The sequence below is a fragment of the Paenarthrobacter sp. FR1 genome (assembly GCF_051106045.1).
Lineage (GTDB): Bacteria > Actinomycetota > Actinomycetes > Actinomycetales > Micrococcaceae > Arthrobacter > Arthrobacter nitroguajacolicus_A.
In genome coordinates, this window is sequence record NZ_JBPFSF010000003.1 from 236,066 (window position 1) to 250,498 (window position 14,433).

At 64.1% G+C, this 14,433-nt stretch carries 11 protein-coding genes; 2 read left to right on the plus strand and 9 right to left on the minus strand.

The window, feature by feature from the left end; genetic code table 11:
• The first annotated feature begins 5 nt into the window (after nucleotides 1-5).
• Nucleotides 6-2,288 (plus strand): family 78 glycoside hydrolase catalytic domain, encoded by a 2,283-nt coding sequence (locus ACR30Z_RS08010; protein ID WP_434371982.1) that lies wholly within the window; start codon nucleotides 6-8, stop codon nucleotides 2,286-2,288.
• Nucleotides 2,289-2,370: 82 nt separating this feature from the next.
• Complete coding sequence (locus ACR30Z_RS08015; protein ID WP_434371983.1) at nucleotides 2,371-3,438, plus strand: quercetin 2,3-dioxygenase; 1,068 nt, start codon at nucleotides 2,371-2,373, stop codon at nucleotides 3,436-3,438.
• A gap of 119 nt (nucleotides 3,439-3,557) precedes the next feature.
• Here the strand turns inward: ACR30Z_RS08015 and ACR30Z_RS08020 are convergent, their stop codons facing one another.
• The 9 genes from ACR30Z_RS08020 to ACR30Z_RS08060 all read right to left on the minus strand — a co-directional run bounded on the left by ACR30Z_RS08020 (nucleotide 3,558) and on the right by ACR30Z_RS08060 (nucleotide 14,412).
• Entirely contained in the window at nucleotides 3,558-4,814 is a 1,257-nt protein-coding gene (locus tag ACR30Z_RS08020; RefSeq protein WP_434371985.1) for a DUF3500 domain-containing protein, read from the minus strand.
• Nucleotides 4,792-6,516 carry an FAD-dependent monooxygenase gene (locus ACR30Z_RS08025; protein WP_434371986.1) on the minus strand — a complete coding sequence of 575 codons (1,725 nt, stop codon included), beginning with the start codon at nucleotides 6,514-6,516 and terminating at the stop codon, nucleotides 4,792-4,794. Before ACR30Z_RS08025 ends, ACR30Z_RS08020 begins: the two co-directional genes overlap by 23 nt.
• Nucleotides 6,516-7,373 (minus strand): fumarylacetoacetate hydrolase family protein, encoded by an 858-nt coding sequence (locus tag ACR30Z_RS08030; protein WP_434371987.1) that lies wholly within the window; start codon nucleotides 7,371-7,373, stop codon nucleotides 6,516-6,518. Before ACR30Z_RS08030 ends, ACR30Z_RS08025 begins: the two co-directional genes overlap by 1 nt.
• A 91-nt stretch (nucleotides 7,374-7,464) precedes the next feature.
• Nucleotides 7,465-8,322 (minus strand): alpha/beta hydrolase fold domain-containing protein, encoded by an 858-nt coding sequence (locus ACR30Z_RS08035; RefSeq protein WP_434371989.1) that lies wholly within the window; start codon nucleotides 8,320-8,322, stop codon nucleotides 7,465-7,467.
• A gap of 94 nt (nucleotides 8,323-8,416) precedes the next feature.
• Nucleotides 8,417-9,406 (minus strand): alpha/beta hydrolase fold domain-containing protein, encoded by a 990-nt coding sequence (locus tag ACR30Z_RS08040; RefSeq protein ID WP_434371990.1) that lies wholly within the window; start codon nucleotides 9,404-9,406, stop codon nucleotides 8,417-8,419.
• Nucleotides 9,403-10,389, minus strand: a complete 987-nt coding sequence (locus tag ACR30Z_RS08045; RefSeq protein ID WP_434371991.1) for an alpha/beta hydrolase fold domain-containing protein — start codon at nucleotides 10,387-10,389, stop codon at nucleotides 9,403-9,405. The genes ACR30Z_RS08040 and ACR30Z_RS08045 overlap by 4 nt, the downstream gene beginning before the upstream one ends.
• A gap of 29 nt (nucleotides 10,390-10,418) precedes the next feature.
• Complete coding sequence (locus tag ACR30Z_RS08050) at nucleotides 10,419-11,426, minus strand: oligopeptide/dipeptide ABC transporter ATP-binding protein (protein ID WP_434371992.1); 1,008 nt, start codon at nucleotides 11,424-11,426, stop codon at nucleotides 10,419-10,421.
• Nucleotides 11,423-13,462, minus strand: a complete 2,040-nt coding sequence (locus tag ACR30Z_RS08055; protein ID WP_434371993.1) for a dipeptide/oligopeptide/nickel ABC transporter permease/ATP-binding protein — start codon at nucleotides 13,460-13,462, stop codon at nucleotides 11,423-11,425. Before ACR30Z_RS08055 ends, ACR30Z_RS08050 begins: the two co-directional genes overlap by 4 nt.
• Nucleotides 13,459-14,412: an ABC transporter permease gene (locus ACR30Z_RS08060; protein ID WP_308196368.1), complete on the minus strand. Its 954-nt coding sequence runs from the start codon at nucleotides 14,410-14,412 to the stop codon at nucleotides 13,459-13,461. Before ACR30Z_RS08060 ends, ACR30Z_RS08055 begins: the two co-directional genes overlap by 4 nt.
• Nucleotides 14,413-14,433 lie beyond the last annotated feature (21 nt).

The following is a 14,433-nucleotide window of genomic DNA, read 5'->3' on the forward strand; positions in this document are numbered from 1 at the left end:
CCCTGATGACTACCTGGCACGCCCGCATGATCGCTGCGGACAAAGAATATGACGGTGCACCCCTGCTGCGCGGCCAATTCACGCTCGACGAAGGCCATGGCGACGTCGTGTCTGCCACCTTGTTCCTTTCCGCGCTTGGCGTAGTGGAGGCTTGGGTCAACGGCCGGCGCGCCTCCGAGGACCTGCTCACTCCTGGTTGGTCCAGCTACGAATGGCGGGTCCGGTACAGCGAACTGGACGTCACCGAGCTGATCGACACGACGACGGTCATTGGACTGGCGCTCGGCAACGGCTGGTACCGCGGGCGGCTGGCGTGGTCGGGCGGTTCAAAGTACTACGGTGAGGAACTTGGCGCTTTTGCCGAACTCCGGATTCGGTTCGCGGACGGTCACGAGCAAGTTGTCGGTACGGACTCGTCCTGGATGGCCGGGCCGTCGGCCACCACCGCCAACGATCTCTACGACGGGCAGTCAATCGATGCCCGGCGTTTCGATGACGAATGGCTCGCTCCCGGGTTCAGCTCCGCCGAATGGTCGGCGGTCCGCGAACTCGACGACGACCTCAGCCGCCTCGAGCCGTACATCGGGCCTCCCGTCCGCCGCCAGTTGGAGTTGCAGCCGGTGAAGGTGTGGACTTCGCCAGCTGGCAAGGTTTTGGTGGACTTCGGCCAGAACCTGGTGGGCTGGGTGCGGGCGTCAGTAACCGGTACTGCCGGCAATGTGGTGACCGTCCGCCACGCGGAGGTACTGGAGCATGACGAGTTGGGCACCCGGCCCCTGCGCTCGGCAGAAGCGACAGACCGGTTCACGCTCTCAGGCGCGGCAGACAGCTTCGAGCCGACATTGACGTTCCATGGCTTCCGTTACGTGGAAGTTGAAGGCTGGCCCGGAGGCGCCGAAGCCCTTCAGGACCAAGGCCGCCTGACCGCCGTCGTGATCAGTTCGGACATGAAGCGGATCGGCACCTTCCAGACGTCCGATCCACTCTTGAACCGCCTGCACGAGAACGCTGTGTGGGGCATGCGCGGCAATTTCGTGGACGTTCCCACCGACTGCCCGCAGCGCGACGAACGTCTGGGCTGGACCGGTGACCTCTCGGCCTTCGCACCGAGTGCGGCGTTCCTGTTCGACAGCCATGACTTCCTGAGGGACTGGCTGCGCGACCTTGCTTTGGAACAGAGCCATGATGAGGATCTGGTGCCTTTCGTCGTCCCCAATGTGCTCAAGTACATCGAACAACCGGCCGAGTTCGGAGCCCCGGATACGGCTGCGGTGTGGAGCGATGCTGCCGTGTGGGTACCCTGGGCACTGTGGGAGGCCTACGGTGATCGACGGGTCCTCGAGGAGCAATTCGAGTCCATGACCGGCCACGCCCGGCGGCTCCGCAGCAAGCTCTCGCCCAACGGTTTGTGGGACACCGGCTTCCAGTTTGGCGACTGGCTCGACCCCGACGCCTCGCCTGACCAGCCGTGGGCGGCCAAGGCTGACAAGCATGTGGTGGCAACACTGTGTGCTTTCCGTTCTGCTTCCTTGGTGGCTGCTGCCGCCGAGGTGCTCGGGGATCACGCTGCATCCGCAGAACTTGGCGACATGGCGCAGGGACTGCGGTCGGCGTTCAAGGCTCACTACGTTGGCGACGACGGCGTGATCACCAGTGACTGCACCACCGTCTACGCCCTGGCCATCGTCTTCGGGATTCTTGGCGAGGGCGACCGTGACTTCGCTGGCAACCGGCTCGCCGAGCTGGTGGAAAAGTCGGGCTTCCGCATTTCCACCGGCTTTGCGGGGACACCATTCGTAACCGACGCACTGACAGACACGGGCCACCTCGATGCGGCATACCGGCTCCTGCTCCAGACCGAAAACCCCTCGTGGCTCTACCCGGTCACCATGGGCGCCACCACCATCTGGGAACGCTGGGACTCCATGCTTCCCGACGGCAGCATCAACGCCGGCGAAATGACCAGCTTCAACCACTACGCCCTTGGCGCGGTGGTCGACTGGATGCACCGGACCATTGGCGGATTGTCGGCGCTGGAGCCAGGCTACGGCCGGATCCTTGTTGCACCGCAGCCAGGCGGCGGACTCCATTGGGCAGAAACCAAGCTGGAGACACCTCTGGGGATTGCTTCGGTTCGATGGGAGATCGTTGAGGGTCGGCTTAAGGTTGCCGCCACGGTCCCGGATGGCAGCGAGGCCGTACTGCGGCTACCAGGAATGGACGACGAGATTGTTGGGCCGGGCCAGCACGTCCGGAGTGGCAGCGCCGCCGAGCTCTCCTTCCAATGATTGAAAACGCAGCCCTGCGCCGCAGGTGAAATGAGCAAAGCTAAGAAGAGGCACAGAGCCCCATGAAGGAAAGAAGGATCAAATGTCCCTCAGCGTCGAGGAAATCACCAAGACACAGCCCCTGGCCAACACGCTCCCAGGTGACGCCGTTCCCTATTACATGGCTTCCGGCGAAGGTGCCCGCTACGAGATCAACGGCCAACTGATCACTGTCATCGCCCGCGCGGCGGACACGGGCGGCATCTTCAGCGCAGCCTACATTTCGGGCGGCATGGGAGCCGAGTCTCCGTTCGTCAGCCACGCAGTCGAACACAAGACCCTCTACGTGTTCGACGGTATCCTGCATGTCTGGTTGCCCGGTGAAAGCCGCATCCTGACGCCCGGTGATTCCGTGGTTATTCCGCCGGGGACTCCCCACGCCTACCGTATGGCCAGCCACTACACCCGGTTCCTCAACTGGATGACTCCCGGTGGCGCCGAGGCCTACTATCAGCGTGTCGGTACTCCCATTGACTCGCACGTCCCTCCAGCCCGCGCCGGCCACCAGCCTTCGCCCCAGGAACAGGCAGAGATCGGTGCTGAATTCGGCATCACGTTCCCGGACGTCGAACGTGTCCAGCCGGGACTGCAGCAGAACGCGGGCCTGCCGTCGACGCTGAGCCCCTACTTCCTCAGTGCGGGTGAAGGAGAGCGTCTGGTCAGCTATCAGACCATGTTCTCCTATCTGTCACGGCCGCAGAATACCGGGGATAGCTACTTCGCGGTCCACACCAAGGGCGCAAAATCCCCGTACATTCCGCTGCATTTCCACTCGGAACACACAGAGAACTTCCTGTGCACTGAGGGACGAATGTGGCTCTATGCGAACGGCCGCGAGATGCTCCTGACCAAGGGCGATTTTGTCCACGCCCCGGCCGGCACCGTTCATTCCTTCGCGTTCGATGCACACAACACTCAGATGGTGGGCTTCCTGACCCCGTCAGTCTTCAATGGTTTCTTCGAGTACTTCAACAAGCCCACTGAGGACTACATCTACACGGAAGGTGGCGAGCCCTACATGGACATGGAAGGTTTTGGCCGGGCGCAGGCGGAGCTGGATCTGACCGTCGTCGGTCCGCCGCCGCAGCGGCGTGTTGCGTTGGATATCTAGGCTGAACTACAAAGGGTCCGGACTCCCATGGAGTCCGGACCCTTTGTAATTGGTTGGGTTTCCCTGCAACACATGCTCGTTGTGCCGCAGGCCACAAAGTGCTCCGCCGTGAAGCGTCGTCATCTATCTTTCCCGGCCATATGGCCGACCGCTTGTCCAAGCAGCGCCCGTCCATAGTCGTTACCGTTGGGTGTCCGCACTACCGTGTGCATGTGGAAAGGCGCCGGGGTGTCGTTGTTGAGGAAAACGCCGGTGTGATGGTCGAGTTCCAGGATGACTACAGGGCTTTGGATCCGGAAGTAGAAGGCTTCCTCGCCTCGCCAGCCGCCGATCCATGAGAACCAGGTGTCCTGGTAGTGTCCTTGGATTTCCCGGAGGCGGGCAGCGCGCGGTCCAGCAGGCAGGTAGGCAATGGAGTCCTCCACGAGTCTGTCCAGGAGGGCCAGGGCGGCAGGGGGCATGGACGGGACTGGAATGCCTTCATAGGGAATGACCCGGTTGTCCTGGAAGCAGCCTGCCAAGTGCCGTTCGTCTCCGGAGTGCAAACGCCCCTGCGGCATGGCGGGGTCTTGCATCTCTTGGTACACGGTCGCTTCGTCGCGAAGGTCAGCCGTGAGGGCGGACATCAGCTCCCGTGCCCACTGGATTCGTTCTTTGAAGACCTTGAGGCCTTGGAACGGTCCATCGTCAATGGTGTCTGGTTCGGCGCCGAGGAACACTGGAGAGATGACCATTTGGCTGCCCACTACCAGGCAGTTGAGAGCGACATGGTGGCCGAACAACTGCCAGCCCCACGGCTCCGTTTCCGAGGGAGTTCCGTACAGGGCAAAGTTGTAGCTGTACTCGTTCATGAGCAGCGGCAGGTCCACCAAATCGCCCAGGAAACCGTTGATGCGCATGAGGTTGCGGGTCAGCGCATACCCTTCCGGGCTGAGGCTGGCCTCCACCACGGCCAGGGCGGCATCGCGGACTGGGCCGTCGCATTCATCCAGGCGAAGCCCGGTATCGTGCTGCATGAATTCCGGGTTGGCCCAGCTCTGCCACTCGTGGGCGTCAACGGCGTAGCAGAGGCGGTCCAGCTGCGCGGACGGCAGCAGGGCCAGCAGCTTCCCGGCCGCGGCAACCATCCCCGACGTCGGAGCCTCTTCCCCGGGCAACGCTTCAGTCAGTGTGAACAGCCCTTTACGGACCACGCCATCGTTGGTCACGCCGACGAAGGGTGCTGGATACAGCTTCTTCCATCCCTCGATCATGGGGCCGGCAAAGGAATCGGCTTTGGCGGCTTCGGCATAGGCCCGCGCGTCCAGGCCGCGGAGTTTCGCTACGCGGGGGTGGTCCGGGGTGTACAGGTAGTCACGAAATGACGGCGTCGACATGGGTGGCCTCCTCGGTGTCCTGGCTTTCGGTAGGTGCCCACCCCGCGGCGATGCGGAGGGCACGTGCTGCTGAGGCAGCGGACGAACCCCGCCACGCGATGTGTTGATCGGGGCGGACCAGCACAGCGTCGGCAGCCCAGAAGTCGGACATCGTAGTCCCCCGGTTGTCAGGTCCTACTGCCACCACCGTCACGGGTACGCCGAGTTCGGCAGCGGCGATCAGGATCGGCGCGTACGTGTTTTCGACGTCGCCACCCGGGTGGGATCCGGCGTCCACCAGCAAGGAGAACCCAGCCCCCAGGTGGTCGTAGATGGAGGTGGAGTCCGGCAACCATGCGTGGGGAAGCAGGGCTCCGGGGCTGGCGGTGGGAACGTACCGGATGGGATCTTCCGCTGGCACGGGTGACCCATCCGGGACGACCAGTGAAGAGGCGGTGTAGTTGTAACCAAGCACCAGGCCCAGGGAATCGAACTCGCTTTGCTTGACACTGAGTGCTTCGTGCGCGCGGGCCCTGGCAGCTGCGCCGTCTGCGCCTTCAAGCTCCAAGGCAGGGTCCGCGAAATGGTAAGCCAGCGCCTTTCCATTGGCCGCGGCGTCGTTGATGGTGCGTTCGGCCACGGGGCGCCGTTCCAGGCCGTAGCTGTCCAGCAACGCCGGACCCGCCCACCCCTCCAAAGCGGCTGCAATTTTCCATGCCAGGTTGGCGGCGTCTCCGATGCACGTGTTGAACCCATGGCCACCCCACGGTGGGTTCTGGTGTGCGGCATCGCCCACCAGAAACACGCCGTCGTGACCGTAGGAGGGCGCCAGGAGCATGCGGGCAGTCCACGGGTCGGTGGCGATGACGTCAACCTCGACGTCGGCACCCACCAGGGAGCGCACCATCGCCACCGGGTCCAGTTCCTGCCCTTCCGGGGAGACGTCGACGCCTTGGATAATCGCCCACCAGGTCTGGTCCAGGTTCATGCGGCCGACCATGCCGGCTGTTCCGGGGCCGAGGACCCAATACTGAACAGCAGGATCCAGGCTGATGGTCCCGGCCAAGTCGCTGGAGCGGAAGAGGATGCTGATGTTGGAGAGCGCCGCGGATCCGCCCTCCAATCGGATCTCCAGGCCTCGGCGGACGGTTGACGAACCGCCGTCCGCGCCGGCCAGGAATTGGCACCTGACTGGCCGGCTGTTGCCTGCCTCGTCAGCCACGGTCACGTACTGACCACCGTGCGCGTGGGCGGCAAACTCCTCCACGCGCAATCCTGTCAAGAGACTGGCGTGTGGTGATGCGGCCACGGCTTTACGGAGCACCGTCTCCAGCACCGGTTGGGGTACCTGCTGCCCGCACTCCGGCTGCGGCCCGTACCGGCCTGTCTCAAGTTGGAAGGCATTCGGGAAACGACGTATTTCGCGTCCGGTCAGGGACGAACAGAAGATGACGTCCTGGGCGAAGTCCACGGGCAGCGGCGCCGCTTCCCGCAGCTGTGACGCCAGGCCGAGCCGGCGCAGGTGCGTCATGGTCCGGGCATTCGTTGTCTTGGCGCGCGGACGGTCTTGGTCGATGCTTGTGCGGGGCTCAATGACCACGCTTTGAATACCGCGGTGAGCCAGATCCAGGGCCAGGAAGAGTCCGCTGGGACCTCCACCGGAGATCAAGACTGGGACCTCGTGCGGAAGGTCAACCAAGCGCGCCTGGTTGATGGCGTTCATCAGGCCCTCGCCCGGAGTGATGGCTCACCGATGGGGGTCACCAAGGTGCCAAGCTTCTCAATCTCGACCTCGACTATGTCTCCTGCCTGGAGCAGCCACTGCGGGGTTCGTGCGTATCCGACTCCCTCGGGTGTTCCTGATGCGATCACATCGCCGGGGTGGAGGGTGAGAGTTTCACTGATCAGCGAGATGATGGCCGGGACGGAAAAGATCATGTCGCGGGTGTTGCCGTTCTGGACCTCGGCGCCGTTGACCCGGGTGCGGAGCTGCAGGCCCTCGCGAAGGTCACCGACCTCGTCGCGGCTGACCAATGGACCCAAGGGGCCGGTGAAGTCGCCGTTCTTGCCGAGTGTCCACTGGGACGTGAGTTTCTGGGCACGTCGTGCAGTGATGTCGTTGAAAGTGGAGTATCCAAACACAGCTTCGGCGGCTGTAGCCTCGTCAGCGGACTCTACGCGTTTGCCGATGTACGCGGCTACCTCGCCTTCCCAGTCCAGGCCCGCCTCGCCGCCCGGAACCGGGACGGGAACGTGGCTCACGGAAAGGGACGCCGTCCACCGGCCAAACAGCGTGGGATACGGCGGGAGCTCCTGGTCCTTGTAGCTGCCTTCTGCGGCGTGGGCCTTGTAGTTGAGACCCACGCAAATCACTCGTGCCGAGGCAGGGACCAGTGGCACTTCGGTGACGTCAGTTCGCTCGAAGCCCGCGCTGGCGTCCGTGACGATCGCCGATGCTTTCTCGTGCCAGCGGGCTGCGTCGGCCCAAAAGTCCGTGACGGCCGCCAGTGGAAAGACGGAACTTCCGCTGAGGGCTGCTACCCAGGTGCCGCCGTCGTGGTTGATGCCTATGTACTGCATGGTGGGCCTTTCAGCTTCGCCCGGAGGCGGTTATTGGTAGGAGGGCACGGCAAGGAGACCCCATGGGGTGCTGCCGGGCTGGGTTGGATAATTAGAGGCTGGCCGCTTGTTGGCGGAAGAACGCGACCGTGGCGGCCAGCGCCTTCTGCGCAGCTGCCGGACTTCCGTCTTTGAGCGACCACATGTGGTCGGCGTCGTCGATGAGGAGAAGTTCGACGTCGGCGCCTGCCTTCTGCAGCGCGGAGGCCAATGACTCCGATTGGGCGGCAGGGACGAAACGGTCGGCGGTGCCGTGGATCAACAGGAAGGGCGGAGCTTCGGAATGGACGTAGCTGATAGGGCTGGCTGCTGCTGCCTTGTCGGGGTTCGCCGCAAGGACTGCACCCACCAGCAGCTCTTCGCGGGATCCGGGATCGCTGGCGCGGGCGATTGCGTCAGGCAGGGCTTGTTCCCCCATGCGGGTCAGGTCTGTTGGCGGGTACCAGGCGGCGACTGCCGCAACGCCGTTGATGCCCTCTCCCCTGAGCCCAACCAAGCCGGCAAGGTGACCCCCTGCAGAGTCACCCCAGGCGTAAATACGGTCTGGATCCACACCGTACTGGTCTGCGTGGTCCCTGAGCCACTTCACTGCGGCGAGCGCATCCTGGAGCTGGGCCGGGAACAGCGCTTCGGCGCTCAAACGGTAATCGGCTGATGCCACCACGAACCCGGCATCGGTGAGGGCGTCGAAAGGCGCCAGACCGAAGGCGTCGCATCCGGGGCCCAGAGAGGATCGCCCGCCTACGCGCCAGCCGCCACCGTGGAAATGGACGACGGCGGGACGGAGGTTTTCGTGGCCGGTGTCCCTCGGCGGGGACTCCGGCAGGTAGAGGTCGAGCAAGAGCGGGCGCGAGCCGTCATCGCCGGTGCGGGCAAACTCGACGCCCTTTAAGTGGCGACCGTCCGTCATCGTTGACTCCCTCTGCTTCGTTGGCCGGATCCTCGATGTTCCGTGCCTTCTCTTCAAGGATGTCGAACTCGGGCCCGGACCAGAACCGTCAATTTCAATCATTGGAACCGCCAGCGGTCGCAAGCTCTGTTGCCAGGAAAGCCAGCCCTCGCTGGACGATGCCCAACGCCGCGGAGTGGTTGAGGTACCCGTGGGTGGCTCCCTCCTCGAGCCGGAACGCTACATCGATTCCCGCGCCTCGAAGGCTTGCGGCATACAGTTCAGCCGAGGGACGGAGGTCGTCGTATGCGCACGCAAGTATCGCGGCAGGCGGCAAACCTGAGGGATCTGAATTCCCGGGCACGGCATACGATGATGCCATGCCGGCGGGCCCGCCAATGTAGTTTTCCATCATGGCCGTGCAGTCTTCGGCTGAGAAGCGCAGGATGGGCGGCAGTGAAGCCATTACGGCAGATGCTTTCTTGAGCGGCGGCACCGTCGAGTGCAGGAACGGGTAGGCCAGCAGCATCTTCGCCGGCAGCTGCTTGCCGATGTCTTTCAGGTACATTGCGGCTCCGCCGGCCAGATTGGCTCCTGCGCTGGCCCCGCCAAGGCACAGCTTGTGGGTTTCGATGCCAAGGGCCGGGGCCTGCTCAACAGTCCAAAACCACGCAGCGAGGACATCCTCGTGCGGCACGGGAAAGTGCACGCCGTCCCTGGCAAGCCGGTAGTCAACGGACACCACCACGCCGCCTGTCCTGGCCACGAGCTCGCGCGCCAGCTGGTCGGCTTCGCGCATCTGGACGTCACCGCCGCCGAAACCGCCACCGTGCAGCCAGACCAGGCCGGGAACACCGCCGTCGAACGCGTTCCCCCGAAGCGGGCCGTAAACGCGCAGCGGGCCGTACACACGCAACGGAACAGGGCCGTTGGGACCTGGCGCATGGGTGACCACCATAGGGACGTCGGGAGGCACATACGGGAGACCGGCACCGCTGAATGCCTCAAGCCGGTTCACGCCCGAAGGATCTGCCAGAAGCTCGGCGAAGGACGAGGCGCCTGCCACCGGCTCCATCAGCGCACCGAGTTCGGCGTCGAGGCTCATTGCTGGCCGAATTCACGTCGGAAGAAGTCAACGGATGTCTCCAGGATCCAGTCAATTTGATCTTCCGCGAAGAAGAAACAGTGGTCGGCGCCGTCGATGGTGATGAGCTGGTTCTGTACTCCTTCGCGCACCAGGGCGTCGGCGAGAAGTTCGCTTTGGGAATGCGGCACCAGACCGTCCCTGTTGCCGTGAATCAGCAGGAACGGAGGGGCTCCGGCTGTGACATATCCAAGGGGGCTCGCGGCGTGCAGCAGGCCCGGATCCGGCGAGCCTCCCACCAGCATCGTTCCGGGATCAAGGGAAGCTCCTCCCGGGACCGCCGCCAGCAGCGGACCGCTCAGGAAAGACTCCACTCCTTGCTGTCGCGGAACACCGTTGAGCGAAGAGACGCCGTAGAAGTCCACGACGGCGCCAATAGCGCTGGACTGGCCCTGCACGCCGAGGCCGCCTTCGAGGTCGTCCCGGGAGCCGGTGAGCCCGAGGAGTGCAGCGAGGTGGCCTCCGGCCGATTCGCCCCAAGCACCGATCCTGTCGGCATCGATACCGAAGACGGCCGCGTGGTGCCGCAAATACCGGACGGCTGCCTTGATGTCGTGGAGCTGGGCTGGAAACGGCGCTTCCAGGGAGTGCCGGTAGTCCACCGTCGCGCAGGCAATTCCGGCTTCGTTGAGGCGGCGGAACACCGAGTTCGGCGGGAACGTCGGCGGCAGCTCCCGACGGTCGCCCAACTGGAACGCTCCCCCGTGGATCCACACCACCATCGGGACAGCGGCCTCGGCAGCCTTCCGGGGCAACCACACGTCCATGGAAAGACGGCGGAAGCCGACGGTGATGGCGTAGCTTAGTTCCCGGTGCAGCAGCGACTCCTCCGACACCTCTTCAGGCTTCCCGGGCGCCTGGAAGGCTGGAAAGGGCGGCGGGGTGGGTACGCGGTGTGGATCGATGCTGATCTCGGCAGTCTCTGCTGGTGTTTCAAGGGTCACTGGTTGCTCCATGAGTCTTGGGTAGAAAGTCAGGCGTAATGGCAGGCGACGTCAGCTTCGCCCACGCGCCGGAGGGCGGGTCGTTCGGAGGCGCAGAGTTCGGTGGCCAGCGGGCAGCGTTGCCGGAAAGGACATCCACCCGGGGTCGCTGCCACAGCCGCGGCCGTTTTAACTCCCAGGGACTCACGAACAGCACGGCGCTCAGCTTGCTCGGCTGGGCGCGGCACCGGTGATGCCGCAACAAGGGCCTGGGTAAACGGATGCTTGGGTGATTCAGTGACTGCTGCGGTTGGACCGGATTCCATCACCTGCCCGCGATACAAGACCACCACCCGCTGGGCCAGGAACTGGACCACGGAGATGTCATGGGCGATGAACAAGTAGCTCAGACCGCGCTCGTCGCGCAGATCAGCCAGAAGGTTCAATACTTGCGCCTGCGTTGACAGGTCCAATGCGCTGACCGCCTCGTCGCAAACCACCAGCTGTGGTTCGCAAATGAGGGCGCGTGCCACCGAAATACGTTGCCGTTGGCCACCCGAGAACTGGCTCGGGTAGCGGTCCACGGCTTGGCGAGGCAAACCGACCCGTTCCAGCATGTCCTCTGCCTTGGTGCGGGCCTCGCCGCTGGCGACGCCCCGGACGCGCAAGGGCTCTGCCAATGACGCACCAACGGTCTTCCGGGGATTCAGCGAAGAGTTGGGGTCCTGGAACACGGCCCTGAGCTCACTGCCGATGGCCCGGCGTTTGCCCGAACCGGCATGAGTGATGTCTTCACCCTTGAATTCCACGGAACCGCCGGATACCTTCTGGAGGCCCAGGACCGCTTTGCCAATGGTCGATTTGCCCGAGCCGGACTCCCCCACCAGACCCACCGTTTCACCGGGATGAATGGTCAAGCTGACACCGTCGACAGCGGGCGGCGCGGCAGCGGCCTTCCGTCCCCTGCCGTAGCGGACCACGAGGTCCTTGACCTCCAGCATCGGCTCCGGCCGGACGCTCCCGGGCGATGGGCTCAACAGCGGGGTTTCGATGCTCATGCCATGTCCTTTTCAACGATGTCCAGTCTGTGCCGGGCGGGTATGTCAGCCGGAACCGAGTGTTCTGATGGGATGTCGGTGGGCACCCACGCCAGTCCTTCCATGGCCAGTTCGTCGGCCTTGACGCAGCGCACCAGGCCCGATTCCGTTCCCGAGGGAAGGAGGGGCACCGGGACCAGGCAGGCGGAGCCTGCGAACTGGCAGCGTGCCGCGAACCGGCAACCCGTGGGCCAATCCTTGGGCTGCGGGACCTGGCCCCTGATGGTGGCCAGTCGCTCGGGCATGTCGTGCGCCGTGTTCGCGTGGGGATCAGCGGCAAGGAGCGCCAGGGTGTAAGGATGCCGTGGGCTGTCCAGGATGCTGGCTGTGCGGCCGTTCTCCACCACTTGGCCGGCGTACATGACTGCAACCTGGTCGCAGATGTCGGCCACCACGCCGAGGTCGTGCGTCACCATGACCACGGACATGCCAGTGTCCCTCACAAGCGTCCGAAGGAGCGACAAAATCTCAGCCTGGACAGTGACGTCGAGGGCGGTGGTGGGTTCATCAGCCACCAGCAGGCGTGGATTACCGGACAACGCCAGGGCAATGGCGACGCGCTGGGCCATGCCGCCCGATATCTGGTGCGGGTAGGTCTTGAGGATGCGCTTGGCGTCCACGATGCCCACCTTTTCCAGCAGGCTCAATGCCTCCGCATTGGCTTGGTTCTTTCCCACCGAGCGCAATCTGCGAATGGCTGACGTCAACTGGTAACCAACGGTGAACATGGGATCGAGTGCCCGCATGGGCTCCTGGGAGATGAGGGCGATGTCGCGCCCCCGGATAACTTCCATGTCCTTGTCCGTGGCAGCGGCAAGGTTCATGCCGTTCCAGAGAATCTGGCCGTCAGTCACAGCCACGCCGGACGGCAGCAGCCCCATGAGCGAGAGGGCGGTCATCGTCTTACCGCAGCCCGACTCCCCAACCAATCCCAAGACGGTGCCGGGTTCGACGTCGAAGGAGACATCCGTGACCAGTGGAGTTCCGCCGTCGACGCCTACGGAGAGGCCGCGGACGCTGAGCTTGCCGGCCTCAGGCGCATCCTGAACAGGAGGGGCGGCTGCCGCTGCTGCAGCAGCTTGGACAGAGCGCTTGCGGCGGACCGCTGCCGAGGGCAGGTGCGAGGCCGTGGCGTTGGGGGCCTTTCCCAGTGCGTTGCCGATGGCGTTGGCGGACAGCACTGTCAGTGCCAGGACGACGCCAGTGGGAACCATGAGCCAAGGGGCGTCGTAAACGTGCTGGGATGCGCTCTGGATCATGCCGCCCCAGCTGGGCTGCGGGAGCGGCGGACCGAATCCGATGAACGCAAGCCCCGCCTGGATCAGGAGGCCCACCGCGAAAATCAGCGCAGATTGCACCACGATGGTGGTGGCCAGACCGGGCAGTACATGGCGGGCACTGATGGCGAGCGGGCTTAGCCCATCCACCTTGGCAGCATCAACGTACAGCTGGTTTTGCAGGGACTTTGCTTGGCCGAGCATGACCCGGTAGATGCCTGCCGAGATCAGTACGCCGAGGATGGCCATGATCAGGGGGATGTTGGTACCGACGGCGCCAATGACGGCGAGGATAATGACAGTTCCAGGCAACGACATCATGATTTCGGTGACCCGGCTGATGACTCCTTCGGACCGCTGGCTGTTGGCAGCTGCCAGCGCCAACAGGGTTCCGAGTCCGACGCCGACAATCACCGTGATGAAGGACGTCCCCAGCGTTTCGGCCGCTGAGGCGAAGATGCGGCTGAGGATGTCACGGCCCAGTTCATCCGTGCCCAGCCAGTGCGTGGCAGTGGGTCCGGAGAGCACGGCGGTGAAGTCCTGGTCTTCGGTCTTAAAGGGCAACCACCATGGCGCCGTGAGCGAAGCGACAACCATCGCGGCCAACCAGAGCGCCCCGGCGACGCCCCCTGGTGAGGTGAGCAGCCGGTGCCCTGAGAGCTTCGTCAAGGCCGTCCTGCGCAGGGATGCCGGCGTTGTTGCTGGAAGTGTGGGAATCATGAGGCACGCAACTTCGGGTCAAGGAATTTGGTGGCGAGTTCGAGCACCAGGTTCACGGCCACGACAACAACCGTAGCGATGACCACCACCCCCTGAACGGCCGGGGCGTCGTGGGTGCTGACGGACGTTTGAACAGCCTGGCCAAGCCCCGGCATGGCAAACAATTGTTCCGCGATCACGGATCCGCCGAACAGGCCGATGAACTGCAGGGCGATGCCTGCAACGATTGGCAGGCTCGCATACCGGAGGGCATGGATGTAGAGAATTTTCCACGTGGGAGTGGCTGTGGCCCGGAGGGTCCGGATGTGTTCCTGCTGCAACGCCTCAAGCATCGAAGCCCTGGTCTGCCGGGCAATGAACGCACCGCCTCCAACGGCCAAGGTGATGACCGGCAGGGCGAGGGACATTGCCCAATCCTGCGGGGAGACTTCGAACGGGACGTAGCCGGTCGCCGGGAACACGGAGGACTGGACGGCGAAGAGATAAACGAAGATCACGCCGATCCAGAAGGCCGGCAGTGCCACGAGTAATCCAACAAACCCGCCGATCATTTGATCCAGGAAACCACCACGAACAGCTGCGGTGACACCGAGGATGATGCCGAAGACTGCGCTGAGAACAGTGGCGCCCGCGGCGAGGGAAGCCGTGACGGGAAGTCTGTTGGCAAGATCGGCGCTAACGGACCGGCCGTCGATGAGGGAGTTTCCGAGATTGCCTTGGACGGCATCACCCAACCAACGGAAGAACTGGCTTACCAGCGGATCATTCCAGCCGAGCGTTTGGTTCAACTGGTCGATGGCCTCTTGCGAGGCTCCCGCCCCGAGAGCTACCGCACCTGGGCTGCCGGGCATCGCGTGGACCAGCAGGAATGCCAGTACCGCCACCACCAGCACGGTGGCAAGCGCCATGAAAAGGCGCTTGGTGACGAACATTGCCATGGTGACCTCCATTGGTCGGGCCGGGTGCCAGTT